The sequence below is a fragment of the Sphingopyxis sp. 550B genome (assembly GCF_057401805.1).
Genome location: NZ_CM171610.1, coordinates 948,047 through 971,470, shown reverse-complemented (window position 1 = coordinate 971,470; position 23,424 = coordinate 948,047). Strand labels below are relative to the sequence as shown.

At 70.2% G+C, this 23,424-nt stretch carries 24 protein-coding genes; 15 read left to right on the top strand and 9 right to left on the bottom strand.

Translation table 11 applies throughout. The annotated features are described in order from the left end of the window. The first annotated feature begins 13 nt into the window (after positions 1–13). Both AC2S9W_RS04570 and AC2S9W_RS04565 read left to right on the top strand, forming a co-directional pair. Positions 14–676, top strand: coding sequence for a YggS family pyridoxal phosphate-dependent enzyme (locus AC2S9W_RS04570; protein WP_076073445.1), 663 nt, complete (start codon positions 14–16; stop codon positions 674–676). A 31-nt stretch (positions 677–707) separates the two neighbouring features. Further along, positions 708–2,051 carry an MFS transporter gene (locus tag AC2S9W_RS04565; RefSeq protein WP_076073444.1) on the top strand — a complete coding sequence of 448 codons (1,344 nt, stop codon included), beginning with the start codon at positions 708–710 and terminating at the stop codon, positions 2,049–2,051. A gap of 22 nt (positions 2,052–2,073) precedes the next feature. Here AC2S9W_RS04565 and AC2S9W_RS04560 read toward each other — a convergent pair whose 3' ends face one another. Together AC2S9W_RS04560 and AC2S9W_RS04555 are read right to left on the bottom strand one after the other, a co-directional pair. Further along, a complete protein-coding gene (locus tag AC2S9W_RS04560) occupies positions 2,074–3,792 on the bottom strand; it encodes an NADPH-dependent assimilatory sulfite reductase hemoprotein subunit (RefSeq protein ID WP_076073443.1) in 1,719 nt (572 codons plus the stop codon). Between the two features lie 11 nt (positions 3,793–3,803). Then, a complete protein-coding gene (locus tag AC2S9W_RS04555) occupies positions 3,804–5,633 on the bottom strand; it encodes an assimilatory sulfite reductase (NADPH) flavoprotein subunit (protein ID WP_234002538.1) in 1,830 nt (609 codons plus the stop codon). Between the two features lie 353 nt (positions 5,634–5,986). Here AC2S9W_RS04555 and AC2S9W_RS04550 point away from each other — a divergent pair, with 353 nt between their 5' ends. Next, complete coding sequence (locus AC2S9W_RS04550; RefSeq protein ID WP_067111702.1) at positions 5,987–6,625, top strand: peroxiredoxin; 639 nt, start codon at positions 5,987–5,989, stop codon at positions 6,623–6,625. A 209-nt stretch (positions 6,626–6,834) separates the two neighbouring features. Here the strand turns inward: AC2S9W_RS04550 and AC2S9W_RS04545 are convergent, their stop codons facing one another. Next, positions 6,835–7,353, bottom strand: coding sequence for a DUF4402 domain-containing protein (locus tag AC2S9W_RS04545; RefSeq protein WP_076073442.1), 519 nt, complete (start codon positions 7,351–7,353; stop codon positions 6,835–6,837). 163 nt (positions 7,354–7,516) lie between these two features. On the opposite strand from AC2S9W_RS04545, the gene msrB reads away from it, so the two are divergent. Both msrB and AC2S9W_RS04535 read left to right on the top strand, forming a co-directional pair. Next, the gene (gene msrB, locus AC2S9W_RS04540; protein WP_076073441.1) at positions 7,517–7,918 is read left to right on the top strand and encodes a peptide-methionine (R)-S-oxide reductase MsrB; all 402 of its coding nucleotides are present in this window, start codon (positions 7,517–7,519) and stop codon (positions 7,916–7,918) included. A 77-nt stretch (positions 7,919–7,995) separates the two neighbouring features. Beyond that, positions 7,996–10,206 carry a transglycosylase domain-containing protein gene (locus tag AC2S9W_RS04535; RefSeq protein WP_486571681.1) on the top strand — a complete coding sequence of 737 codons (2,211 nt, stop codon included), beginning with the start codon at positions 7,996–7,998 and terminating at the stop codon, positions 10,204–10,206. Between the two features lie 182 nt (positions 10,207–10,388). On the opposite strand, the gene AC2S9W_RS04530 is transcribed toward AC2S9W_RS04535, so the two are convergent. The 3 genes from AC2S9W_RS04530 to AC2S9W_RS04520 are packed head-to-tail and all read right to left on the bottom strand — an operon-like array spanning position 10,389 to position 12,176. After that, on the bottom strand, positions 10,389–11,117 hold the full coding sequence (locus tag AC2S9W_RS04530; protein WP_234002537.1) for a M48 family metallopeptidase: 729 nt from the start codon (positions 11,115–11,117) through the stop codon (positions 10,389–10,391). Then, positions 11,098–11,544, bottom strand: coding sequence for a YcgN family cysteine cluster protein (locus AC2S9W_RS04525; protein WP_212598127.1), 447 nt, complete (start codon positions 11,542–11,544; stop codon positions 11,098–11,100). The genes AC2S9W_RS04530 and AC2S9W_RS04525 overlap by 20 nt, the downstream gene beginning before the upstream one ends. Continuing rightward, positions 11,532–12,176: an SCO family protein gene (locus tag AC2S9W_RS04520; RefSeq protein ID WP_174521668.1), complete on the bottom strand. Its 645-nt coding sequence runs from the start codon at positions 12,174–12,176 to the stop codon at positions 11,532–11,534. Before AC2S9W_RS04520 ends, AC2S9W_RS04525 begins: the two co-directional genes overlap by 13 nt. An 85-nt stretch (positions 12,177–12,261) precedes the next feature. Here AC2S9W_RS04520 and AC2S9W_RS04515 point away from each other — a divergent pair, with 85 nt between their 5' ends. The 4 genes from AC2S9W_RS04515 (at position 12,262) to AC2S9W_RS04500 (ending at position 15,442) form a co-directional block, all read left to right on the top strand. Then, complete coding sequence (locus tag AC2S9W_RS04515) at positions 12,262–12,882, top strand: ankyrin repeat domain-containing protein (RefSeq protein ID WP_486571680.1); 621 nt, start codon at positions 12,262–12,264, stop codon at positions 12,880–12,882. 256 nt (positions 12,883–13,138) lie between these two features. Further along, entirely contained in the window at positions 13,139–14,416 is a 1,278-nt protein-coding gene (ribB, locus tag AC2S9W_RS04510; RefSeq protein WP_067180267.1) for a 3,4-dihydroxy-2-butanone-4-phosphate synthase, read from the top strand. Continuing rightward, positions 14,416–14,841: a 6,7-dimethyl-8-ribityllumazine synthase gene (gene ribH, locus AC2S9W_RS04505; protein ID WP_486571679.1), complete on the top strand. Its 426-nt coding sequence runs from the start codon at positions 14,416–14,418 to the stop codon at positions 14,839–14,841. The genes ribB and ribH overlap by 1 nt, the downstream gene beginning before the upstream one ends. Continuing rightward, positions 14,834–15,442: a hypothetical protein gene (locus AC2S9W_RS04500; protein ID WP_486571678.1), complete on the top strand. Its 609-nt coding sequence runs from the start codon at positions 14,834–14,836 to the stop codon at positions 15,440–15,442. Before ribH ends, AC2S9W_RS04500 begins: the two co-directional genes overlap by 8 nt. A 46-nt stretch (positions 15,443–15,488) precedes the next feature. On the opposite strand, the gene AC2S9W_RS04495 is transcribed toward AC2S9W_RS04500, so the two are convergent. Continuing rightward, the gene (locus AC2S9W_RS04495; RefSeq protein ID WP_486571677.1) at positions 15,489–16,574 is read right to left on the bottom strand and encodes an alkene reductase; all 1,086 of its coding nucleotides are present in this window, start codon (positions 16,572–16,574) and stop codon (positions 15,489–15,491) included. A 113-nt stretch (positions 16,575–16,687) separates the two neighbouring features. Here AC2S9W_RS04495 and AC2S9W_RS04490 point away from each other — a divergent pair, with 113 nt between their 5' ends. The 6 genes from AC2S9W_RS04490 to AC2S9W_RS04465 are packed head-to-tail and all read left to right on the top strand — an operon-like array spanning position 16,688 to position 21,553. Further along, positions 16,688–17,602, top strand: a complete 915-nt coding sequence (locus AC2S9W_RS04490) for a DMT family transporter (RefSeq protein WP_083674930.1) — start codon at positions 16,688–16,690, stop codon at positions 17,600–17,602. Beyond that, positions 17,602–18,285 (top strand): COQ9 family protein, encoded by a 684-nt coding sequence (locus tag AC2S9W_RS04485; RefSeq protein ID WP_486571676.1) that lies wholly within the window; start codon positions 17,602–17,604, stop codon positions 18,283–18,285. Before AC2S9W_RS04490 ends, AC2S9W_RS04485 begins: the two co-directional genes overlap by 1 nt. 53 nt (positions 18,286–18,338) lie before the next feature. Next, positions 18,339–18,590, top strand: a complete 252-nt coding sequence (locus AC2S9W_RS04480) for a FeoA family protein (protein WP_067111673.1) — start codon at positions 18,339–18,341, stop codon at positions 18,588–18,590. Continuing rightward, the gene (feoB, locus tag AC2S9W_RS04475; protein ID WP_076073431.1) at positions 18,587–20,461 is read left to right on the top strand and encodes a ferrous iron transporter B; all 1,875 of its coding nucleotides are present in this window, start codon (positions 18,587–18,589) and stop codon (positions 20,459–20,461) included. Before AC2S9W_RS04480 ends, feoB begins: the two co-directional genes overlap by 4 nt. A gap of 32 nt (positions 20,462–20,493) precedes the next feature. Then, on the top strand, positions 20,494–21,042 hold the full coding sequence (ssb, locus tag AC2S9W_RS04470; RefSeq protein ID WP_104960214.1) for a single-stranded DNA-binding protein: 549 nt from the start codon (positions 20,494–20,496) through the stop codon (positions 21,040–21,042). A gap of 28 nt (positions 21,043–21,070) precedes the next feature. Next, positions 21,071–21,553, top strand: a complete 483-nt coding sequence (locus AC2S9W_RS04465; protein WP_076073429.1) for an MmcB family DNA repair protein — start codon at positions 21,071–21,073, stop codon at positions 21,551–21,553. Between the two features lie 288 nt (positions 21,554–21,841). Here AC2S9W_RS04465 and AC2S9W_RS04460 read toward each other — a convergent pair whose 3' ends face one another. Both AC2S9W_RS04460 and ribD read right to left on the bottom strand, forming a co-directional pair. Then, complete coding sequence (locus AC2S9W_RS04460) at positions 21,842–22,468, bottom strand: riboflavin synthase (protein ID WP_076073428.1); 627 nt, start codon at positions 22,466–22,468, stop codon at positions 21,842–21,844. Positions 22,469–22,475: 7 nt separating this feature from the next. Then, on the bottom strand, positions 22,476–23,420 hold the full coding sequence (gene ribD, locus AC2S9W_RS04455; protein WP_104960427.1) for a bifunctional diaminohydroxyphosphoribosylaminopyrimidine deaminase/5-amino-6-(5-phosphoribosylamino)uracil reductase RibD: 945 nt from the start codon (positions 23,418–23,420) through the stop codon (positions 22,476–22,478). Positions 23,421–23,424 lie beyond the last annotated feature (4 nt).

Here is a 23,424-nt window from a genome sequence, read left to right as displayed (position 1 = left end):
GGAGGCGAACGGAATGGACCAAGCGGCAGAGCGGCTGGCGGAGGTGCGGGCCAACATCGCGGCGGCGGCGAAGCGCGCCGGCCGCGAGGCCGACGCCGTCTGCCTGATCGCGGTGTCGAAGACGCACGACGCCGACGCCATCCGCCCGCTGATTGCCGCCGGCCAGCGTCATTTCGGCGAGAATCGCGTGCAGGAGGCCGCGGCCAAATGGCCCGCGCTGCGCGCCGAAGCATCTGGCATCACGTTGCACCTGATCGGCCGGCTCCAGTCGAACAAGGCCGAGGATGCGGTGATGCTGTTCGACGCAATCCACTCGGTCGACCGCCCGTCGCTGGTACACGCGCTGGCGAAGGCGTGCGACCGGCTGGACCGGCGCCCGCGCCTCTTCGTCCAGGTCAATGTCGGCGACGAGGCGCAGAAGGGCGGCTGTGCGGTCGCCGACCTGCCCGCATTGCTCGCCGAGGCGGCGGAGGCCGGATTGCGCATCGAGGGGCTGATGGCGATCCCCCCGGCGGATCGCGAACCCGCGCCCTATTTCGCGCTGCTCGACGAACTCGCCGAACGGCACGCGCTGCCGCTGCGCTCGATGGGGATGAGCGGCGATTATCCGACCGCGGTGATGCTGGGCGCGACGCACGTGCGCGTCGGCACCGCCCTGTTCGGGGCGCGGGACTAAGGAAGACAGCAGCGTCGGGGAGGAAAGCGAGATGGACCATGAACAGACAGCCGACCTTCCCTATCTGAAGAAGGTGGTCGGCGCGTCGATGGCCGGCACCGTCGTCGAATGGTATGAATTCTTCCTCTACGGCACCGCCGCGACGCTGGTGTTCGGCAAGCTCTTCTTCCCCGACACCGGCAACGAGCTCGACGGCATCATCGCGGCCTTCGCCACCTATGCCGTCGGCTTCCTCGCCCGGCCGCTGGGCGGGGTGGTGTTCGGCCATGTCGGCGACCGCATCGGCCGCAAGGCGCTGCTGCAGCTCAGCCTCGTGCTGATCGGCGTGTCGACCTTCCTGATGGGCTGCCTGCCGGGCTTCGACAGCATCGGCTATTGGGCGCCGGCGCTGCTGGTGCTGCTGCGCTTCGTGCAGGGCTTCGCGCTCGGCGGCGAGTGGGGCGGGGCGGTGCTGCTCGTCACCGAGCACAGCCCGAACCGCAGCCGCGCCTTCTGGGGCAGCTTCCCGCAGGCGGGGGTGCCGCTCGGCAACCTGCTCGCGACCGCGGTGCTGCTGATCCTCGCGGCGACGCTGTCCGACGCGGATTTCCTCGCCTGGGGCTGGCGCGTCGGCTTCTGGCTGTCGGCGGTGATCGTTGTCATCGGCTATTATATCCGCACCCAGGTCAGCGACTCGCCGATCTTCGAGGAGGCGCGGGCGCACGCCGAGGCCTCGGCCGGAGGGGGCTATGGTCTTACCGAGGTGTTTCGCCACTATCCGCGCGGCGTGTTCACCGCGATGGGTCTGCGCTTCGGCGAGAATATCGTCTATTATATGGTGGTTACCTTCTCGATCACCTATCTTCACCATCGCGAGATCGACACGACGCGCATCCTCGCGCTGCTGTTTGCCGCGCATATTGTCCACGTCGTCGCCATTCCGCTGGTCGGCGCGCTCGCCGACCGGATCGGGCGCCGGCCCGTCTATATCGCCGGGGCCGCGCTCACCATGGTCTGGCCGTTCCTCGCCTTCCCGATGTTCGACACCGGCGCCACCGCGACGATCCTTGCCGCGATCATGCTCGGCCTCGCGATCCACGCACTGATGTATGCGCCGCAGCCCGCGATCATGGCGGAGATGTTCCCGACGCGCATGCGCTATTCGGGCGTGTCGCTCGGCTATCAGGTGACGGCGATCGTCGCGGGGTCGTGGGCGCCGCTGATCGGCACCGCGCTGCTGCGCGAATATGACAGCTGGACCCCGATCGCCGCCTATATCGCCATCGCCGCCGCGGTCAGCCTGCTGTCGGCGCTGGCGATGCGCGAGACCAGGGGCACGTCGCTGCTCGCGCTCGACGCAGCCGACCGCAACCGCCCAGCGGCGGCGGCGGGCTGATCGGCCTTTACCCGAAAACGCCCTAATCGTTCGAGAAGCGGCCCTCGGTCACTTCGCGGACGATGCCCGCGCGGATGGTGAAATCGCCGAAATGCTCGCCCGGCTGCCGCTCGGCGGCATAGCGGCCCAGCGTTTCGTCGAGCGTCTCGAGGATCGCCGCCTCGCCGATATTCTCGCGATAGAGGCGCCCGAGGCGCTGGCCATGGAAACCGCCGCCCAGATAGAGATTATATTTGCCCGGCGCGCGGCCGGTCAGCCCGATCTCGGCGATATAGGGGCGGGCGCAGCCGTTGGGGCATCCCGTCATGCGCAGCGTGATCGGTTCCTTCTCCAGCCCGTGGCGCGACAGGATCGCCTCGATGCGGGTGATCAGGCTGGGCAGATAGCGTTCGCTGTCCGCCATCGCGAGGCCGCAGGTCGGCAGCGCGACGCATGCCATCGCATTGAGCCGCAACGTGCTGCGCGCGTTGAGCGCGGCGAGCCCGGTCTCGGCGAGCAGCGCCTCGATTGCCGGCCGGTCGGCGGCGGCGATCCCGGCGATCATCAGATTCTGGTTGGGGGTCAGGCGGAAATGCCCCTTGTGGACGCGCGCGATCGGTTCGATCCGGTCGAGCAGATCGCGGTCGAGCCGGCCGTTCTCGACGAACAGCGTATAATGGTGGACGCCATCGTCCGATTCGGTCCAGCCATAGCGGTCGGCGTTCGAGGTGAAGGCATAGGGGCGCGCGGGATCGAGCGGCCCGGCGCGATCCTCGATCGCCGCCTTGATCCAGTCGAGCCCCTTGTCGTCGATCGTATATTTGAAGCGCGCCCGCGCGCGGTCGGCGCGATTGCCATAGTCGCGCTGGACGCCCATCACCGCCTCGGTCACCGGATAGAGCCGGTCGGGGGTGATGAAGCCGATCACCGACGCGGTGCGCGGATAGGTGTGCGGCGCCTTGTCGGTGCGCCCCATGCCGCCGCCGATCGCGACGTTGAAGCCGGCGATCCGCCCGTCATCGCCGACGATGGCGATATAGCCGAGGTCCTGGGCATAGATGTCGATGTCGTTGTTCGGCGGGATGACGAAGCCGATCTTGAACTTGCGGGGCATGTAGGTGCGCCCGTAGAAAGGCTCCTCAGGCCCGGAGGTCGCAACCCGTTCCTCGCCGTACCAGATTTCGTGATAGGCGCCCGTTTTCGGGATCACATGGTCGCTGACCGCCTTCGCCAGATCGGCGAGTTCGGCCTGCAGCGCGGGGAATTCGGGATAGACGGTCGCCATCACGCCGCGCGAATCGTCGCCGCACGCCGCCACCGTGTCGAGCAGCACCTCGTGCAGCCCGCGGATCAGCGGGACGAGGTCCTGCTTGAGCACCCAGTGGAACTGAAAGGTCTGGCGCGTCGTCATGCGCAGCGTCTCGCCGCCGTGCGCGCAGGCCAGTTCGGCGATCTTCAGCCAGCGTTCGGTCGTGCAGATGCCCCCGGGCAAGCGGACGCGGATCATGAACTGAAAGGCGGGCTCCAGCTTCTGCCGGCGGCGCTCGTCGCGGACGTCGCGGTCGTCCTGCTGATAGATGCCGTGGAACTTCATCAGCTTGATGTCGTTGCCGGGCACCGCGGAGGTGATGCGGTCGAGCAGCCCGAGCGCAATTGTCCCGCGCAGCTGGTCGCTTTCGGCCTTCAACGTCTCGTCGGGGCTCAGCCGGTCGAGCGGCTGCGACACGTCCTGGCTGCGGTCGGTGGGGGGAAGCAGGTCCATCGGGCGGTTCCTCAATAGATGTCGCGCTGGTAGCGGCCGTCGCGCTGCAGATCGCGCAGATATTCCTCGGCATCCTCGGTCTGGACGCTCGCCTGTTCGGCGATCAGCGCGACCAGCGCGGCGTGGACGTCGGGCGCGAGCCGCGCCGCGTCGCCGCAGACATAGAGGTGCGCGCCCTCCTCCAGCCAGGCATGGACGTCGCGCGCCTGTTCGCGGAGGCGGTGCTGGACGTAGAGCTTCTGGGTGCCGTCGCGCGAGAAGGCGACGTCCATCCGTGTCAGCGTGCCGTCGGCCAGCCATTGCTGCCATTCGGTCTGGTAGAGGAAGTCGCTGCGGAAATGGCGCTCGCCGAAGAACAGCCACGCCCGGCCGCCGCCGCGCGCTTCGCGCTCCTGCAGGAAGGCGCGATAGGGGGCAACGCCGGTGCCGGCGCCGATCATGATGATCGGCCGCCCCTCGGGCGGCAGGCGGAAATGCGGATTGGCCTGGATATAGACGGGAACCACCGAGTCGATTTCCACGCGGTCGGCGATCTGGCCGGAGGCGACCCCCGACCGCGGCTGGTCGTGCAGCGCATAGCGCACCGGCGCGACGGTGATATGCGCCTCGTCGGGGCAGGCGGCGAGACTGGACGCGATCGAATAGAGCCGCGGCTGGAGCGGCCGCAGCCCATCGGCGAAGCGCTGCGGATCAACGCCCTTCAGCGGAAAGGCGCGGACGATGTCGACGATGTGGTTGGCGTGCAGGAACGCCGCGCGCTCGCCGCTGTCCATCGCCGCGAACACGTCGCCGGTTCCGGTCAGCGCGCCCCAATGGTCGAGAAAACGCAGCGTCGCGGTCGTCACCTCGAGCGACGTCGCCAGCGCCTCTTCCAGCGTCGTCGCCTTCCCCTTGAGAGTCAGCGGCGCGCTGCCCGGCAGGTCGAGCGCGGCCAGCAGCGCCTCGACCGCCGCCGGGTCGTTGCGCGCGACGAACCCCAGCGCGTCGCCGGGCTGATAGCTGAGCCCCGATCCCGCGAGCGACAGCTCGACATGCTGGGTCTCCTTGCTCGACCCGCGCCCCGACAGGCGAATCTTCTCGATCACCGTCGCCGGAAAGGGATTGCGCTTGTCGTGGCCGGCATCCGGGGCGGACGCGGGCGCCGCACCGGCCGGCGCGGCCGGCGTTGCGGGCGCCGCTTCGGCCTGTTCGGCGGCGAGCAGCGCCAATATGTCGACGCTCCATTCGGCCGCGGGCTCGTCGAAATCGACGTCGCAGTCGACGCGCGGGCGCAGCCGCTGCGCCCCCAGCGCCTCCAGCCGCGCGTCGATCCGCTTGCCGGCACCGCAGAACTGCTCATAGCTCATGTCGCCGAGCGCGAGGACGGCATAGCGCAGGTCGGGCAGCGGCGGCGCCTTGCGGCTCTCGACGAAATCGAAGAAATCGGCCGCGGGCTGCGGCGGGTCGCCCTCGCCATGGGTGGCGACGACGATCAGCAGGTCCTGCTCGTCCTTCAGCCGGCGCGGCTTGTAGTCGGCCATGTCCGACAGTAGCGGGGCGAGACCCTGCGCGGTCGCCGCGGCGGCGAGGCTCTTCGCCAGTTCGGCGCCGTTGCCGGTCTCGCTGCCATAAAGGATGGCGAGCGTGCGCGCCGCCGGGCGCGGCGCGGCGGGGGCAGGCGACGCGAGCGCTCCCGCACCGCCGCCGCGCGCCAGTCCGAGCGCCAGCCCCGCGAAATAACCGCTCGCCCAGCGCGCCTGCTCGGCGGTCAGCGTCGCGCCCAGCGCCTCGACCAGCCCGGCCTGCTCGCCCGTCAGCAGGGCAGGGGCATGCTGCGGTGCCGTCATGATTTCAGCCGTCATCTCTCTCGACCCTTCGACGATAGGGAGGCGCTTCGCCTCCGGCTGCCCACTCGTATGCGGCGCGGCAGCGAGGCGAGCGCAATGGCGGCGCAGATCGCACGGCGGGCGGAAAACTGGCAAAGGAAATGTTGGGAATCCGCGGCGATAATAAGTTGGGATCGGCCAAAGGATTCTTTACTGCTTCAATAAGAAGCAAAAATTTTTATGATGATGTTCAATATATTTTCTGTTTAATGCTCCGATCCCGCAGTCATAACGGGATTCAATATTTGATTTGCGCTACCCAACAATATCTAGGTTCGGTCGCCCGCTGCCTTCTGCGATGGTCGCCGCCATTGCCAAGGAGAGCTGACATGTCGATTTTGCTGGGACAGACCGCACCCGATTTTGAACAGGAAAGCACCGCGGGGACCATTCGCTTTCACGAATGGCTCGGCGACTCGTGGGGGCTGCTGTTCAGCCACCCCAAGGATTATACGCCGATCTGCACCACCGAACTGGGTGAGGTCGCGCGGCTGCGCGGCGAGTGGGACAAGCGCGGGGTCAAGACGATCGGCCTGTCGGTCGATCCGCTCGACTCGCACTTCGGCTGGGCGAAGGACATCGAGGAAACGCAGGGGCAGAAGCTCGACTATCCGCTGCTCGCCGATTTCGACGGCAAGGTCTCGGCGCTCTACGAGATGATCCATCCCGATTCGGACCCGACCTATACGGTGCGCTCGGTGTTCGTCGTCGACCCGAACAAGAAAATCCGGCTGATCCTGACCTATCCGCCCAGCTCGGGCCGCAATTTCGCGGAGATATTGCGGGCGATCGACAGCCTCCAGCTCACCGACGCGCAGCCGGTGGCGACCCCGGTCAACTGGAACCCCGGCGATGCGGTCATCATCTCGCCGAAGCTGTCCGACGCGGACGCGAAGCAGCGCTTCCCGCAGGGGTTCAAGACATTGAAACCCTATCTCCGCTCGGTCGAACTCGAAGCCTCGGCCTGAGGCGCGGCACGGCGGGTCCGCATCGGCCTAGGACGGATCGACATTCAGCTCTGGCGGCCTGCAAATGGCGGCTTTTCGCGCTTCCGGTGCTCACGTGCCATCAGCACGCTGCGCTCCGGGTCCCGAAAATCCACCATTTTGACCTGTGGTCGTCTTCGACTCCGGCTCGCCATCTTCTGAATGTCGATCCGTCCTGGGGTGCGGACCCGCTATTGATATTCGACCGTCACCGGGATGCGGCCGCGATAGTCGCCGTCGTCGAGCCCCGCGACCTGCAGGCGGCCGCCGAAGCGGAAGCGCAGCCGGCCGTCGGGGCCGAGCCGCGGCGCCGGCGGCAGGTCGGTGACGAGCCCGGTGACGCGCGCCGCGCGCCCGCTGCCGCTTTCGAGGTCGACCGCCGTCGGCAGCACGACGCGCACCGCCGCGCCCGGCTCGCCGCGCACCGATACCACCCCCGACAGCGCGAAACCCCCGAGATCGAAGAGCGCGCCGCGCAGCCGCCGCACGCCCGATACGGGGTCGACCTCGACCTCGCCGCCCGCGGCGCCGACCGCGACGCGGCCCATGTCGAGCTGCGTCTCGATCTCGACGCGCAGCGGCGTTTCCGCTGTGCGCCCGATTCGCGGCGCGGCCCCGGCTTCGGCGCCGGGCGCGCACAGCAGGCATTGCGCCGCCGCCGGCGCCGCCGCGGAAGCCAGGATCGGAACGAGGGCGACGGGCCATCTCACGCCCTCACCCTGCCACGATCATGGTTAAGTGCGCGTAAAGCCGCCGCGTCGCAAAGGGGACGGCAGCCCCCGCCCGCCCCCTTGCGACGCGGCCGCGGCGGGCCGATATATGCGAGCGGAAGGCCGCGCCGCCCCGCCGCGCGCACCCGCAAGGAGAGCCCCGATGACCGACAACCGAACCGCCCTCGACCCGATGGCGCATCATGTGCTGCGCGAAAGCGGCACCGAGCGCGCCTTCACCGGCAAATACAATGATTTCAAGGGCGACGGCATCTATCGCTGCGCCGGCTGCGGCGCGCCGCTGTTCGACAGCCGCACCAAATATGACAGCGGCTCGGGCTGGCCGAGCTACACCGCCCCCGCGAGCGAGGGCGCGGTCAGCGAGCATCGCGATACGCGCCACGGCATGACGCGGATCGAGGTGCGCTGCGCCGCGTGCGAAGGCCATCTCGGCCATGTCTTTCCCGACGGCCCCGGCCCGGCGGGCCTGCGCTATTGCATCAACAGCGCGGCGCTTGACTTCGCCGAGCGCGGACGGGATGAGGCGGAGACCGGCGCGGGCTGACTACATCCCTCGCGCCCAAGGGGCCGACGTCAACGGGCTGTGACTGACAGGGCGCAGCGAGGGAAGGAACACGGACTTTGCGCCGCGAACGACAGCCGGCTTCGTCGGGAAAATCCTCGTCTTCGGGCAAGACGCCCCGCTCGGGCGCGGCGGCGCTGCCGCGCTGGCGGCTGTGGCTGCGCCGCGCCGTCCGCTGGGGGCTGGCGCTCGCCTTCGTCGGCGCGGTCGCGCTGGCGGTCGCGGTCGGGCTCGCGGTGCAGCGGATGCCCAGCTTCGAGGCGCTCAAGAAATCGCCCGCCGGCCAGACGGTGCGCATCCACGCCGCCGACGGCACCGTCTTCTTCTCGCTCGGGCCGAACTACGGGCGCTGGCTGACGCTGCGCGAGGTGCCGCAGGTGATGCAGGACGCGATGGTCGCGGTCGAGGACCGCCGCTTTCGCTATCACCCCGGCCTCGACCCGGTCGGGATGACCCGCGCCGCGGTGTTCGCGGTGCGCACCCACGGCACCGGGCGGCGCATGCAGGGCGCCTCGACGATCACCCAGCAACTCGCGCGCAACATCTTCCTGTCGAACAGCTACACCTGGACGCGCAAGGGGCGCGAGATGGTGCTCGCGCTCGCGCTCGAATGGAAATTCTCGAAGGACGAGCTGCTCGAACTCTATCTGAACAAGGTCTATTTCGGCGGCGGCAGCTATGGCGTCGACGCCGCGTCGCGCCGCTTCTTCGGGCATAGCGCGACCCAGATGTCGCTGTCGGAGGCGGCGGTGATCGCGGGGCTGGTCAAGGCGCCGTCGCGCTATTCGCCGACCGCCGACGCGCAGGCGGCGCTGGGCCGCGCCGGCGTCGTGCTCGAAACGATGGTCGACGCGGGCTTCATCACCCGCTCGCAGGCCGCCGGCGCCGAGCCCGCCAACGTCCAGCTCGCGCAGGAGACGGGACAGAACAGCGCGCGCTATTTCACCGACTGGGCGCTGCCGCAGCTCGACATGCTGATCGACGAGGGCAACGAGCCGCTCGACGTCTACACGACGATCGACCTCGGCATGCAGCGCGCGGCGACCGCGGCGATCCAGGCCAACGCCCCCGGCGGCGTGCAGGGCGCGCTCGTCGCGCTCGACCGCGACGGCGCGGTGCGCGCGATGGTCGGCGGCACCGATTACGTCACCTCCAACTACAACCGCGCGACGCAGGCAGTGCGCCAGCCGGGATCGGCGTGGAAGCTGTTCGTCTACATGGCCGCGCTCGAGGCGGGCTACAAGGTCGACGACCAGGTGGTCGACGAGCCGGTGACGATCAACGGCTGGAGCCCGCGCAACTCGTCGGGGCGCTTCGCCGGACCGATGAGCCTGCGCACCGCCTTCGCCTATTCGGTGAACACCGTCGCGGCGAAGCTGGGCGACGAGATCGGCTTTTCGTCGGTCGCCAACATGGCGCGCCGGCTGGGCATCACCACCCCGATCAACACCCATCCGTCGATGGTGCTGGGCAGCGCGGAGGTGCGCGTGATCGACATGACCGCCGCCTTCGCCGCGGTCGCGCGCGGCGGCGTATCGGTGCAGCCCTACGGCATCACGCGGGTGACCACCGCCGACGGCCGCCTGCTCTATCAGCGCCCCGCCGAGCGCGGGCAGGTGCTGGTCGATCACTGGGTCGCCGCCGGCATCACCGACCTGCTCCAGACCGCGGTCAACACCGGCACCGGCAAGGCGGCGCAGATCGGGCGCCCGGTCGCGGGCAAGACCGGCACGACGTCAAGCAACAAGGACGGCTGGTTCCTGGGCTTTTCGAGCGGCATCACCACCGGCGTGTGGATGGGCCGCGACGATGCGAAGCCGGTCGGCGGGCTGCAGGGCGGCCGCGCGCCGGCGCGCGCCTTCGCCGACTTCATGCGCGTCGCGGTCGCCAAGCGCCCGATCGAGCCCTTCGATACCGAGGTCAAGCTGCCCGAATGGCAGCTCGAAGAGGATGGCGAGGCCTATTTCGGCGCCCCCGAGGAGGACGGCGCGCTGGTCGACGAGAACGGCATGCCGATCGAATTGCCCGCGCTCGGCCCGTCGCCCGAAGAAGGCGCCGCCGCGCCGCCGCCCCCGCCCGCCGACGGCCCGGTGCTGAACCAGCAGTGGATCGAGGAGCAGACCGGCCGCCGCCCGCCCGCCGACCCCGGCGCGGCGCCCAGGGCCGTGCCGCAGCTCAAGGCCCCGCCGGCCGCCGCCCCGAAGATCATCGTCCCCCTGCCCAAGACCCCGGCCCGCCCGCCGAACGGCGAGGGCGACCGGGCGGGCTGACGTCCGTTGAGGGCGGCTCGCGCCGGCGTTTCTTTTCGATTTCCGGAGACGCCCTGAATGTTCCCCGGCGAAAGCCGGGGTCCACGCGGGGCAGCGCCACGCCACCTGGACCCCGGCTTTCGCCGGGGAACGAGCCCTTGCGTGTCCAAAGCCCTATACCGAACCAGCCGCAGCCCGGCCGGTCAGCCGAAGCGATAGCGGTGCAGTCCGCGCCCTTCGCGGCGCAGCCAGGCGCGCGCGGCGGCGACGTCACCGTCGTGCAACGCCGCGACGAGCGCGTGGAACGCCGGGCCGTGGTCCATATGCGCGAGGTGCGCGACCTCGTGCGCGACGGTGGCGCGGCGGACATGGTCGGGCGCCAGGATCAGCCGCCAGCTATAGCGCAGGTCGCCCGCGGCGGTGCAGCTTCCCCAGCGGCTGCGCGGGTCGCCGACCCCGACGCGGCCGACGCGCAGCCCCGCCGCCGCCGCGATCGCGCGGCTTTCGCGTTCCATCAGCGCCAGCGCCTCGGCCCTCAGCCAGCGCTCGATCCGCCGCCCCACCCCGGCCGCCGGGCCGCCGACATGCAGGGCATCGTCCGCCAGCCGCACCGCGCGCGGCGCGGAGGCCGACCAGAGGATGCGCCGCTCGACCCCGAACAGGGGCAGCAGCGTGTCGGGTCCGACCGTCACCGGCGCCGCCGCCTTGCCGACCTGCTCGGCGAGCCAGTCCTGCTGCTCGCTCGCCCAGCGCAGCGCCTTGGCGCTGTTCCCCCGGCGCGGCAGCGTCAGCCGCAGTTCGGCGCGCGCGGCGTCGAGGACCAGGCGATAGCGCCGCGCGCGGGCATGGTGGACCAGCCGCACCGGCCAGACCTCGTCGCCGATCCGGATCTGCGGCGCCTCCGCCGCGCGATCAGACGACGCGTTCCACAAGATGGTTCTCCAGCGGCCCGGCGACATCCTCACCGACCGTCCAGCCGACGATCGATTCGCCCGCGCGGTGCACCGCGTCGCGGTCGCCGCACACCAGATAGTGCCAGTCGGGCAGCGGCCGCCCCTCGGCACGCAGCCGATAGGCGCAGCTTTGCGGCAGCCATTCGATATCGGCGACCCTGGCCTTGGTCAGCGTCAGGCAGTCGGGGACGTGGCGGCGGCGGTGCCGATAGTCGCCGCACCGCGCGGTCTTCAGGTCGAGCAGGCGGCATGCGACATTGGTCGGATAGATGCGGCCCGTGTCCTCGTCCTCCAGCTTGTGGAGGCAGCATTTGCCGCAGCCGTCGCACAGCGCCTCCCACTCGCCGGCGTCGAGGCTGGCGAGCGGCGCCTCCCAGAAGCGGCGCGCGGGCGTTACTTCACCCATTTCGCCAGCTCGGCGGCGACCTCGGCCGGCGCGCCCTCGTCGCCATCGGTCGACGGGTCGTCGAGCGGCAGCATCGCGAGCGGCTTGTCGTCGGGGTCCATCAGAAAGGCGATCTGGCTGTGCGCCATCAGGTAGCGGTCGGGCGCCGATCCCGCGACCTTGTTGTAGACGACGGCATAATCCTTCGCGACCGCCGCGATCTGTTCGGGGGTGCCGGTGAGGCCGAGCAGGCGCGGGTGATAGCGCGCGACGAAGGGCTTCAGCGCCGCGGGCGTGTCGCGCGCCGGGTCGACGGTGACGAACAGGGGCTGCACCTTCGCGCCCCGCGCGGGCTCGGCCTTCTCGAACTGCGCCAGCCCGCGCATCAGCTTCTGCAAATCGACCGGGCAGATGTCGGGGCAATAGCTGTAGCCGAAATAGACGATGCGGTATTTCCCCGCGAAATCGCCGTCGCGCACCGTGCGGCCGTCCTGGTCGGTCAGCGTGAAGGGGCCGCCGATCCGCGCCCCGGCGAGCGGCGGCTGCGCCTCGGGCGCCTTGGCCGGGCCGCCGCACGCGGCGAGCGCAGTGCAAAAGACGAGCATCAGGCTTGCGCGGAGCAGGCTTCGGGCGATATTCAGGCCGTTCATCATCGGGCCAGCCTTGCGGGGCTAGACGCCGAAAATCAACCTTTGTCGTCGCTGGGGGACGACGATCCTGTTCGGGGGTTCTTCGATCATGTCCAGGCGCGCGTCCTTTCGCTTCGCTTCCACCCTGCTGATCGCGGCGACGCTGGGGGCGCTCGCCGTTCCGGGCGCGCAGGCGCAGTTCCGCGGCGGCTATGCCTTTCTGCAAGCGGTCGAGAATCGCGACGGCAACAAGGCGACCGACGCGCTGAAGGACGATTCGACGCTGATCAACGCGCGCAACCCCGACACGGGGGAGACCGCGCTGGCGATCGTCGTCAAGCGCCGCGACGCGACCTGGCTGCGCTTCCTGCTCGGCAAGGGCGCCGACCCGGCGATCGCCGACCGGCAGGGGGTGACGCCGCTGATGCACAGCGCGCTGCTCGACTTCACCGACGGCGCGGACGAACTGCTGAACCGGAACGCGCCGGTCGACCAGACCAACCGCCGCGGCGAAACCGCGCTGATCCTGGCGGTGCAGGCAAAGAACAGCGCGATGGTCCGTCTGCTCGTCCGGCGCGGCGCCAACCCCGACAAGGCCGACCATATCGCGGGCATGTCGGCGCGCGACTATGCGAAGCGCGACGACCGCAGCGGCCAGCTCCTCGCGCTGCTCGACGCCAAGCCCGACGCGCCGCTGCGCGACATCGGGCCGGTCTTCGGGCCGAAGTGATCCGGCCGGCTGCGGGACTTTCCCTGCCTCGCACTTCTTTCAGCACGGTGTCGTTTCCCGGCGAAAGCCGGGGTCCACGCAGGGCAGCGCTACGCCATCTGGACCCCGGCTTTCGCCGGGGAGCTGGCCTGAGGGGCATGGTCCCGACTTGATCCGGGGTGAGGAGAAGCATTCGCACGCCCTCCAAAACCCGACAATGCCGTATCAATGTGATATCCACATTGACATTCACACCACAGTGTGAAAACTGCCCTCCATGTCCACACAACTCATCGAGCGCATCCGCGCCATCGTCGATGACGGCAGCATGTCCCGTTCGGGGCTTGCGCGCGCCGCCGGTCTCCATGCCAACAGCCTGCGCGACCTCGAATCGCCCGGCTGGAATCCCACCGCCGAAACGCTGCGCAAGCTCGAAAGCTGGCTGACGCACGGCAGCGACCTGTCGCCGATGGCGACGCCCGAGGAGATCATCGCGGAGGCGCGCAACGGCCGCATGTTCATCCTCGTCGACGACGAGGACCGCGAGAATGAGGGCGACCTCGTCATCCCGGCGCAGATGGCGACCCCCGACGCGATCAACTTCATGGCCACCCACGGGCGCGGGCTCGTCTGCCTGACGCTGACCCGCGAGCGCGTCGAACAGCTCGGCCTCGAACTGATGAGCCGCAACAACGGCACCCGCCACGAAACCGCCTTCACCACCTCGATCGAGGCGCGCGAGGGGGTCACCACGGGGATTTCGGCAGGCGACCGCGCACGCACCGTCTCGGTCGCGATCGACGCGGGCAAGGGGCGCGACGACATCGTCACCCCGGGCCACGTCTTTCCGCTGATCGCGCGCGACGGCGGCGTGCTGGTGCGCGCCGGCCATACCGAGGCCGCGGTCGACATCAGCCGCCTCGCCGGGCTCAACCCCTCGGGCGTGATCTGCGAGATCATGAATGACGACGGCACGATGGCACGGCTCGACGACCTGATCCCCTTCGCGCGGCGCCACGGGCTCAAGATCGGGACGATCGCCGACCTGATCGCCTATCGCCACCGCAACGACCGGCTGGTCGAATGCGTGTCCGACGAGCCCTTCGAATCGGATTACGGCGGCGACTGGCGGCTCAAATCCTATCGCAACAAGATCGACGGGTCGGTGAACCTCGTGCTGCAGAAGGGCGTCGTCGATCCCGAGGCGGTCACGCTGGTGCGGATGCATCCGGTGTCGATCTTCGACGACATCATGGGCCGACCGGGGCCGCGCAAGCGCCGCCTGCAGCGCTCGATGGAGGCGATCGGCGCGGCCGGCGCCGGCGTCATCGTGATGCTGATGCGCCCGCTGCCCGGCTCGGCCGCCGCCGATGCCAGCCCGCCGCCCGCCGGCGGCATGGACCTGCGCACCTATGGCATCGGCGCGCAGATCCTCGCCGACCTCGGCGTCCATGCGATGGAGCTGCTCACCCCGTCGCACACCAATATCGTCGGGCTGGAAGGCTATGGCCTGTCGATCGTCGGCGAGCGCGCGATCCCGGGGGAGGCGGCCTGATGGCGCATGTCCTGATCGTCGAAGCGCGCTTCTATTCGCATCTCAACGACATGCTGCTCGACGGCGCGCGCCGCGCGATCGAGGCGGCGGGGCACAGCCACGAGACGGTGACGGTCCCCGGCGCGCTCGAGGTGCCCGCCGCCATCGCGCTGGGCGCGGAGACCGGGCGCTTCGACGCCTATGTCGCGCTCGGCGTCATCATCCGCGGCGAGACCTATCATTTCGAGGTGGTGTCGAACGAAAGCGCGCGCGGGCTGATGGCGCTGACCCTCGACGGGCTGGCGATCGGCAACGGCATCCTGACCGTCGAGGACGAGGCGCAGGCGCTGGCGCGCGCCGACCGGACGCGGGGGGACAAGGGCGGCGGGGCGGCGAAGGCCGCGCTGGCGATGCTCGACCTGAAGGAAAAATTCGGCATTGGCTGACCGGCCGCCCCCCAGCCGCTACGCGATCGTCGAGCGCGGCGGGCGGCTGGTGGTGCTCGACCGCGACACCGGCCGGACGCCGCCGACCGCCGCAGAGCGGATGGCCGAGCACGACCGGCGGATGGGCAACGAGCCGATCCGCCCCGCCGCGCGCGCCGTCCCCGAAGCCCCGGCGCCTGCCAAAATCCCCGAAGCGCCCCCGCCGCCCGCACGACCCGCGGCCGATCGCGCGGTCGCCGCCAAGGCGAATCGCAAGCAGCCGTGGACGAATCGCGACGCAAGGCCCGCTGCTCCGCCCGCTCCCGCCCGCGCATCGCGACCCACTGCCGCTGCCGCGAGCGGCCGCAAGACGATCGTCACCGGCAAATGGTGGGACGCGAAGGGTCCGCGCACGATCGCGCTCGGCCCCAGGGGCCGGCAGACGCTGTCGAGCGGCTTCACGACGCTGGCCCTCGTCCTGCTGGTCGTCGCCATCGCCGCGCTGTTCATCGCGCCGCTGGTCGCCTTCGCCGGTGCCTTCCTGCTCTTCCGCTTCGGCGGGCAGATCCTGGGTCCGATCGGTGCCGGGATCGTCGACAAGGCGGTCGCAGCGCGCGATTGACCCCCACGTCGCCCCTGCTTTCGCAGGGGCGACGCGCCTTTCCGGGTCAGGCCGCGACCAGCGCCGGATAGTCGATATAGCCCTCCGGCCCCGGCGAATACCAGGTCTGCATATTGTCGGGCGCCCATGCGGCGCCGGTGCGGATGCGCTCGACGAGGTCGGGGTTGGCGATGAAGGGGCGGCCGAAGCTGATCGCGTCGGCGACGCCGCTTTCCAGCGCCGCCTTCGCCTGGTCGACGTCATAGTCGCTGTTGAGGATCAGCGGCCCGGCAAAGACCTTGCGGATCGCGGGCGACTGCCTGGGCACGTCGGTGCGGCCGAAGGTGCCGTCGGGCCCCGGCTCGCGCAGTTCGAGGAAGGCGATGCCGAGCGCGTCGAGCGCCGCCGCCGCCGCGGGGAACAGCCGCTCGGGCGCGCTGTCGTCGACGCCCTGCGAATCGCCGTTGGGCGACAGGCGCACGCCGACGCGGTCGGCGCCCCACACCCCGATCAGCGCCGCGGTGACCTCGCCGAGCAGGCGGATGCGGTTCTCGACCGGGCCGCCATAGGCGTCGTCGCGCGAATTGGTCCCGTCGCGCAGGAACTGGTCGATCAGATAGCCGTTGGCGGCGTGGAGCTGGACCCCGTCGAACCCGGCTTTCCGCGCATTCTCCGCCGCCTTCGCATAATCGTCGATCAGCCGCGGAATCTCGTCGAGGCGCAGCGGCCGCGCCTCCTCATAGTCGCGCCGCCCGACCGGTGTGTGCGCCTTGCCCGGCGCGGTGGTGGCAGAGGCCGACACCGGCGGCCGGCCGTCGTTGAACACCGAATGGACGACGCGGCCCATGTGCCAGAGCTGCGCGACGATGCGCCCGCCCGCGGCATGCACCGCCTCGGTCACCGGCTTCCAGCCCTCGACCTGCGCGTCGGTCCACAGCCCCGGCGCCGACGGCCAGCCGAGCCCTTCCTGCGAGATTCCCGTCGCTTCGGAGATGATCAGCCCCGCCGAGGCGCGCTGGCGATAATATTCGACAGCCAGTTCGTTCGGCACGAAGCCGGGGCCGGCGCGGCCGCGCGTCAGCGGCGCCATGACGATGCGGTTCGGCGCCGCGATGGCGCCCAGCTTGATCGGATCGAACAGCGTTGCGGGCATGATTCCTCCACTATCCACTTTCTGCGCGACGGCCCCGATGGCCGCCGCTATGGGCAGCGAAGCTATGGACGCTCCGGTGCCGGCACAATGCTAGGTAGCAAAAGAAAATCTAAATGACAGCGAAGATGGACAGCGGCGACGGCAGCGGGCAGGCGAAGGCGCGGGCGAACCGCTGGGCCTTCGCCGCGCTGCTCGGCGGCAATATCGCGCTGTCGCTCGGCGCGATGCTGGTCCGGCTCGCCGACGACGTCGGCCCCACCGCCTCGGCCTTCTGGCGGATGACGCTCGCGCTGCCGCTGCTGCTGCTGTTCGCGTGGCGCGAGTCGGGCGGGCGCATCCCGCCCCGCCGTGCGGTCGCGGTGGCCGCCGCGGCGGGCATCTTCTTCGCGCTCGACCTCGCCGCATGGCATGTCGGCATCCTCAATACCAAGATCGCCAACGCGACGCTGTTCGGCAATTGCGCGAGCCTGCTGCTCGTCCTGTGGGGCATTTTCCTGACCCGCGAGCTGCCGCGCGGCTGGCAGGCGCTGGCGATCCTGCTCGCCTTCGCCGGATCGGCGCTGCTGATGGGACAGAGCTACGAGCTGTCGCCCGCCTATCTCGCCGGCGACCTGCTCAGCCTGCTCGCCGGGATGCTCTACACCGGCTACGTCATCCTGATGAAGCAGGTGCGCGGCACGCTGGAGCCGTGGACCGCGCTCACCATCGCGTCGGCGGTGTGCGTGCCTTTGCTTCTCGCGGTCGCGCTCGCGCTCGGCGAACCGGTGATGCCGGGCGACTGGACGCCGCTGATCCTGCTCGCGCTGACCAGCCAGATCGTCGGACAGGGCCTGATGATCTGGTCGCTGCCGCGCTTCACGCCGCTGGTGATCGGGCTGACCCTGCTCGTCCAGCCCGCGGTGGCGGCGCTCGCCGGCTGGCTGATGTTCGGCGAGCGGCTGGGGCCGATCGACCTGTTCGGCGGCATGCTCGTCGGCGCCGCGCTGGTGCTGATTCGGTTGCCGAGCCGCCGTATGGCGCCTATCTGATGGTCATGGTCCAGTCCCCGTCCGCCGCCCTGCCCGCCGACCCGACGCTCGACGAGATTCGCGCCGCGCTCGCCCCGCTGATCGCACGCAATGCCGCGTTCGACGGTTTCGGCGACGCCGCGCTCGCCGATGCCGCGGCGCGCGCGGGCGTCGATCCGGACGTGGCGCGGCTCGCCTTTCCCGGCGGCGGCCGCGACATGGTCGACGCCTGGTTCGCCACGATCGACGCCGCGATGGCCGAACGCTACCCACCCGAGGCGCTGGCGACGCTCAAGATTCGTCAGCGGATCACGACGCTCGTCGAAACGCGCCTCGCGCTGATCGCGCCGGATCGCGAATCGCTGCGCCGCGCGCTGGCGCTGCTCGCGCTGCCGACCAACGCGCGCTTCGCGGCCCGGCTCGGCTGGCGCGCCGCCGACCTGATGTGGCGGCTCGCGGGCGACACCGCGACCGATTTCAACCATTACAGCAAGCGCACGATCCTGGCGGGCGTCTATGCCGCGACGATGGCGGTGGCGCTGAACGACGAGAGCGAGGATTTCGCCGACACGCGCGCCTTCCTTGCGCGCCGTATCGATCAGGTGATGCGTTTCGAGGGCTGGAAACACCGCCGCGCCGCACGCGGCACCGAACGCCCGAGCCTCGCCCGCTTCGTCGGCCGCCTGCGCTACCCGGGGCGCTGACCGCACCCAACAAAGGGCTGGCCTTCCCCCGGGGTTATTGATAATCGCTCGCAATGCTTGCGAAGCTCGATTCCTCTCCGCTCGGCACCGCGGTGCGCATCGCGCGCATCGACTGGACGTCGATGACGCACGACGAAGGACGCCGGCTGCGCGAATTCGGGCTGATGGAGGGCTGCGAGGTGGTGCCGATGCACCGCGGCAGCCTGTTCTCGCGCGAACCGCTCGCGCTGACCATCGGGCGGATGAAGGTCATCATCCGCGGCAAGCAGGCCGCGGCGATCGAGGTCGAACCGACGACACCATGACCGGCCCGCTCCCCACCGTCGCGCTGGTCGGCAATCCCAACGCCGGCAAGTCGAGCCTGTTCAACGCGCTGACCGGCGCGCGGCAGAAGATCGCCAACTATCCCGGCGTCACCGTCGAGCGCAAGGCGGGCCACGCCAGCTTCGCCGACGGCCGACCGCTGGCGCTGGTCGACCTGCCGGGCAGCTACAGCCTGACCCCGTCCAGCCCCGACGAGGCGGTGACGCGCGACGTCGTGCTCGGCCGCCAGGCGGGCGAGACGCGCCCCGACGCGCTGATCGTCGTCGTCGACGCCGCCAACCTCGACAACCATCTCTGCTTCGCGCTCGAACTGATCGCGCTCGGCCTGCCGACCGTGATCGCGCTCAACATGGTCGACCTTGCCGAGCGCGACGGGCTGACGCTCGATCCCGACCGGCTGGCGCGCGAGCTGGGCGTGCCGGTGGTGCCGACCGTCGCGGTGCGGCGGCGCGGAATCGCCGAGCTGCTCGCCGCGGTCGATGCCGCGGTGCAGGCGGGCCGCGCGCAGGGCGAGCCGCAGCCGCCGGCCGCGGCGCCGTCCGACGCCGCGCTCCACCAGCGCGCCCGCGCGCTCGCGCGCGCCGCGATCCTCGCCGAAACGCCGGTGCGCCGCTGGACGCAGCGCATCGATGCGATCATCCTCCATCCGGTCGCGGGCTTCCTGATCCTGCTCGCGCTGATGTTCGTGATGTTCCAGGCGGTCTATGCCTGGTCCGAAGCGCCGATCGGCTGGATCGAGGACGGCATCGCCGCCTTGCAGGGCGCGGCGACCGCCGCGCTTCCCGACGGCTTCGTGCGCGGACTGATCGTCGAGGGGCTGCTCGCCGGCGTCGGCGCGGTCGTCGTCTTCCTGCCGCAGATTCTGATCCTCTTCCTCTTCATCCTGCTGCTCGAGGCGTCGGGCTACATGACCCGCGCCGCCTTCCTGATGGACGGGCTGATGGCGAAGGTCGGCCTGTCGGGGCGCGGTTTCATCCCGCTGCTGTCGAGCTTCGCCTGCGCGGTGCCCGGAATCATGGCGACGCGGTCGATCTCGGACGAGAAGGACCGGCTGACGACGATCCTCATCGCGCCGCTGATGACCTGTTCGGCGCGCCTGCCCGTCTACACGCTGATCATCGGCGTCTTCATCCCGAACCGGGGCGTCGCGGGGACGCCGATCGGGATGCAGGGGCTGGTGCTGTTCGGCCTCTATGTCGCGGGGATCGTCGGCGCGCTCGTCGTCGCCTTCGTGCTGCGCCGCACCGTCGTGCGCGGCAGCGCGGCGGGCTTCATGATGGAGATGCCGCGCTATCAATGGCCGCGGCTGCGCGACGTCGCGATCGGGCTGTGGCAGCGCGCGTGGATCTTCCTGCGCCGTGCCGGCACGATCATCGCGATGACCACCGTCGTGCTGTGGCTGCTGCTCACCTTTCCGCAGGCGCCGGCGGACAGCGACGTGCGCCAGGTCGACTACAGCATCGCGGGCCGCATCGCCAGCGGGCTGGAGGTCGCGGTGCGGCCGATCGGCTTCAACCACGACATCGCGCTCGCGCTGATCCCGGCGATGGCGGCGCGCGAGGTCGCGGTGTCGGCGATGGCGACCGCCAATGCGATCGACGCCGACGACGACGAGGAAGCCGTCGCCCAGTCGCTCGGCGAGCGCCTCCAGGGGCGCTGGAGCCTCGCCACCGCGCTCGCCTTCCTCGCCTGGTTCGTCTTCGCGCCGCAGTGCATCTCGACCATCGCGATCACGCGGCGAGAGACCAACGGATGGAAATGGCCGCTGTTCATGGTTGGCTATTTGTTCGCGCTCGCCTATGCCGCTGCTGGTATCACCTATTGGACGGCCGTCGCCTTCGGACTCGGCTGATCCCCCAACTTGGAAAGCGGAGCGGAGCGGCGATGGCAGGCAGCGTCAACAAGGTTATCCTGATCGGCAATCTGGGCGCCGATCCCGAAATCAAGTCGTTCCAGAACGGCGGCCGGATCGCCAATATCCGCATCGCCACCTCCGAAAGCTGGAAGGACCGGATGACCGGCGAGCGCAAGGAGCGCACCGAATGGCACAATGTCGTCATCAACGGCGACGGGCTGGTCGGCGTCGTCGAGCGCTATCTGAAGAAGGGCAGCAAGGTCTATGTCGAGGGGTCGCTGCGCACCCGCAAGTGGCAGGACCGCGACGGCAACGACCGCTATACGACCGAGGTGGTGATCGCCGGCATGGGCGGCGCGCTGACGATGCTCGACGGCGCCCCCGGCGGCGGCGGATCGCGCGGCGGCGGTGACTGGGGCGGCGGCGGATCGGGTTCGGGCGACAGCTGGGGACAGGGCGGCGGCGGCGGTTCTTCCGGCGGCGGCGGCTGGAACCAGGGCGGCGGCGCCTCGGGCGGCGGCGGCGGTGGCGGACGCCCGCCCTTCGACGACGACCTCGACGACGATGTTCCGTTCTGATCGACTATAGAGGAAAGCAGGCTTCGCCATGGCGGGCCTCGATTTCGCACCGCCCCTGACCGCTCCCGACGTCGCACGCGGCGTCTGCCGGCTGTTCGCGCAGGCGGGGCTGGTCGCGATTCCGGAGGTACCGCTGCCCAACGGCCGCCGCACCGACCTCACCGCGATCGACGCGCGCGGGCATATCACCATCGTCGAGATCAAGGTCAGCCGCGCCGACCTGCACGGCGACGGCAAGTGGCCCGACTATTGCGACTGGTGCGACCATTTCTACTGGGCGCTCGCCGCGGGGCTCGACCCCGCGATCCTCGACACCGCGGCCTATCGCCCCGAAACCTCCGGGCTGATCGTCGCCGACCGCTACGGCGCGGCGGTGGTGCGCGAAGCGGCGCGCTGCACGCTCGCCCCGGCGCGCCGCAAGGCCGAACTGCTGCGCATCGGCCGCCTCGCAATGCGCCGCTCGATGATCATGGCGGACCCCGAACTGGCGGCGGGGTGGGTCGAGAGGTGAGGGCGGAGCCCGGATAATCTCACGCAAAGGCGCGAAGGCGCAAAGAAAGAAGAATCTCACACAAAGACACAAAGAGGGCGTGCGCGGCTGCGTTGCACGTTCCTGGGCAAGAGGCAGCTCATTGGAGATTGGCCGGACAAAGTCCGGCCGTTCAATGATCAAGGGCGACGCCACGGCTATGCCCGCCCTCTTTGTGTCTTTGTGTGAGATTATCCGAAAGCGAAGCCGTCGGCGCAGCTCTTCTTTGCGCCTTCGCGCCTTTGCGTGAGATTTATCGGAAGCCCGCGTTCATCCCCGCGCCTGCATCCGCGCAAGGTAGCGCGCGAGGATGTCGATCTCGAGGTTCACCGGCCGCCCCGCCGCCGCCTCGTTCAGCGTCGTCATCTCCTGCGTGTGCGGGATGATGTTGAGCGTGAAATGCGCGGTCCCGTCCGCCTGATCGGTCACCTCATTGACCGTAAGCGATACGCCGTCGAGGGTGATCGAGCCCTTGGGCGCGATATGCGGCGCCAGCGACGCGGGCGCCTCCACCGTCACCTTGACGCTGTCGCCGACCGGCTCGACCGATACGATCCGCCCGACCGCATCGACATGGCCGGTGACGATATGCCCGCCCAGCTCGTCGCCGACCTTGAGCGCGCGTTCGAGGTTCAGGCGGCGGCCCGCGTCCCACATGCCCGGCGCGGTGCAGGCCAGCGTTTCGGCGCTGGCGTCGACCGCGAACCAGCCGCCGGGGCCGTTGCCGCCGTCATCCACGCCCTTGTCCACCACGGTCAGGCACGCGCCCGAACAGGCGATCGACGCGCCAAGATCGATCCCGCTCACATCATAGGCGGTGCCGATGACCAGCCGCGCGTCGCCGCGGTCCTCGCGGCTGCGGATGGTGCCGATATCGGTGATGATTCCCGTGAACATGGCGCGGTCATTCCTTCCTGATGCGCTCGTAGACGTCGAGCCGGTCGCTGCCAAGCAGGCGGCTGTCCACAAGGCTCCAGCGCCCGTGCGCCGCCGCGAGGTCGGACAGGCCGATGTCGCCGAGCGCCGCCTTGCCGCCGCCGATCAGGATCGGCGCGCGATAGAGCAGCAGCCGGTCGACGCGGTCGGCGGCGAGGAAGGCGGAGGCCGCGCGCGCGCCGCCCTCGACGAGCAGCGAATCGACGCCCGCAACCGATTCGGGCGAAGCGACCGCCGTCCAGCCTTCGGGCACCGCCCCACGCGTCAGCAGCAGCCTCTTCGGGCTCCGCGCTTCCAGACCCGGCAGACGCACGTCGAGGCGCGGCGCGTCGGCCAGCAGCGTCCCGCGCCCGACCAGAATCGCCTCGTGCCGCGCGCGCTCCAGATGACCGTGCGCGCGCGCACGCTCCCCGGTGATCCAGCGGCTCGACCCGTCGGCGAGCGCGATGCAGCCGTCGAGCGAGGTCGCGAGCTTCAGCGTCACGAACGGCGCCCCGCGCGTCTGCCGCGTCCACCACGGCGCCATCGCGGCGCGCGCCGCGTCGGCGAGCACGCCGGTCTCGACCGCGATCCCCGCAGCACGCAGCCGCGCGATGCCCTGCCCGTCGGTACGCGGGTCGGGGTCGATTGCCGCGACGACGACGCGCGCGACCCCGGCGGCGATCAGCGCGTCGGTGCAGCAGGGACCGCGCGGGCTGGCGTGCGCGCAGGGTTCGAGGCTGACGTAAGCGGTCGCGCCGCGCGCCGCGTCGCCCGCCGCCGCCAGCGCCATCGCCTCGGCGTGCGGACGCCCGCCGGGCTGCGTCCAGCCGCGCGCGACGACCCGCCGGTCCCTGACGATCAGACACCCGACATTGGGATTGGGCGCCGCCGCCGGTCGGCCGCGCTGCGACAGCGCGACGGCGGCCGCCATCCAG

Coding starts and splice junctions, on each gene's coding strand:
- ribD (WP_104960427.1), bottom strand. CDS start 23,420: ATGGCGGCCGCCGTCGCGCTGTCGCAGCGCGGCCGACCGGCGGCGGCG.
- AC2S9W_RS04485 (WP_486571676.1), top strand. CDS start 17,602: ATGGTCATGGTCCAGTCCCCGTCCGCCGCCCTGCCCGCCGACCCGACG.
- AC2S9W_RS04550 (WP_067111702.1), top strand. CDS start 5,987: ATGTCGATTTTGCTGGGACAGACCGCACCCGATTTTGAACAGGAAAGC.
- ssb (WP_104960214.1), top strand. CDS start 20,494: ATGGCAGGCAGCGTCAACAAGGTTATCCTGATCGGCAATCTGGGCGCC.
- ribB (WP_067180267.1), top strand. CDS start 13,139: ATGTCCACACAACTCATCGAGCGCATCCGCGCCATCGTCGATGACGGC.
- AC2S9W_RS04555 (WP_234002538.1), bottom strand. CDS start 5,633: ATGACGGCTGAAATCATGACGGCACCGCAGCATGCCCCTGCCCTGCTG.
- msrB (WP_076073441.1), top strand. CDS start 7,517: ATGACCGACAACCGAACCGCCCTCGACCCGATGGCGCATCATGTGCTG.
- AC2S9W_RS04490 (WP_083674930.1), top strand. CDS start 16,688: ATGACAGCGAAGATGGACAGCGGCGACGGCAGCGGGCAGGCGAAGGCG.
- AC2S9W_RS04460 (WP_076073428.1), bottom strand. CDS start 22,468: ATGTTCACGGGAATCATCACCGATATCGGCACCATCCGCAGCCGCGAG.
- AC2S9W_RS04515 (WP_486571680.1), top strand. CDS start 12,262: ATGTCCAGGCGCGCGTCCTTTCGCTTCGCTTCCACCCTGCTGATCGCG.
- AC2S9W_RS04560 (WP_076073443.1), bottom strand. CDS start 3,792: ATGGACCTGCTTCCCCCCACCGACCGCAGCCAGGACGTGTCGCAGCCG.
- AC2S9W_RS04565 (WP_076073444.1), top strand. CDS start 708: ATGGACCATGAACAGACAGCCGACCTTCCCTATCTGAAGAAGGTGGTC.
- AC2S9W_RS04480 (WP_067111673.1), top strand. CDS start 18,339: ATGCTTGCGAAGCTCGATTCCTCTCCGCTCGGCACCGCGGTGCGCATC.
- ribH (WP_486571679.1), top strand. CDS start 14,416: ATGGCGCATGTCCTGATCGTCGAAGCGCGCTTCTATTCGCATCTCAAC.
- AC2S9W_RS04465 (WP_076073429.1), top strand. CDS start 21,071: ATGGCGGGCCTCGATTTCGCACCGCCCCTGACCGCTCCCGACGTCGCA.
- AC2S9W_RS04520 (WP_174521668.1), bottom strand. CDS start 12,176: ATGATGAACGGCCTGAATATCGCCCGAAGCCTGCTCCGCGCAAGCCTG.
- AC2S9W_RS04525 (WP_212598127.1), bottom strand. CDS start 11,544: ATGGGTGAAGTAACGCCCGCGCGCCGCTTCTGGGAGGCGCCGCTCGCC.
- feoB (WP_076073431.1), top strand. CDS start 18,587: ATGACCGGCCCGCTCCCCACCGTCGCGCTGGTCGGCAATCCCAACGCC.
- AC2S9W_RS04570 (WP_076073445.1), top strand. CDS start 14: ATGGACCAAGCGGCAGAGCGGCTGGCGGAGGTGCGGGCCAACATCGCG.
- AC2S9W_RS04495 (WP_486571677.1), bottom strand. CDS start 16,574: ATGCCCGCAACGCTGTTCGATCCGATCAAGCTGGGCGCCATCGCGGCG.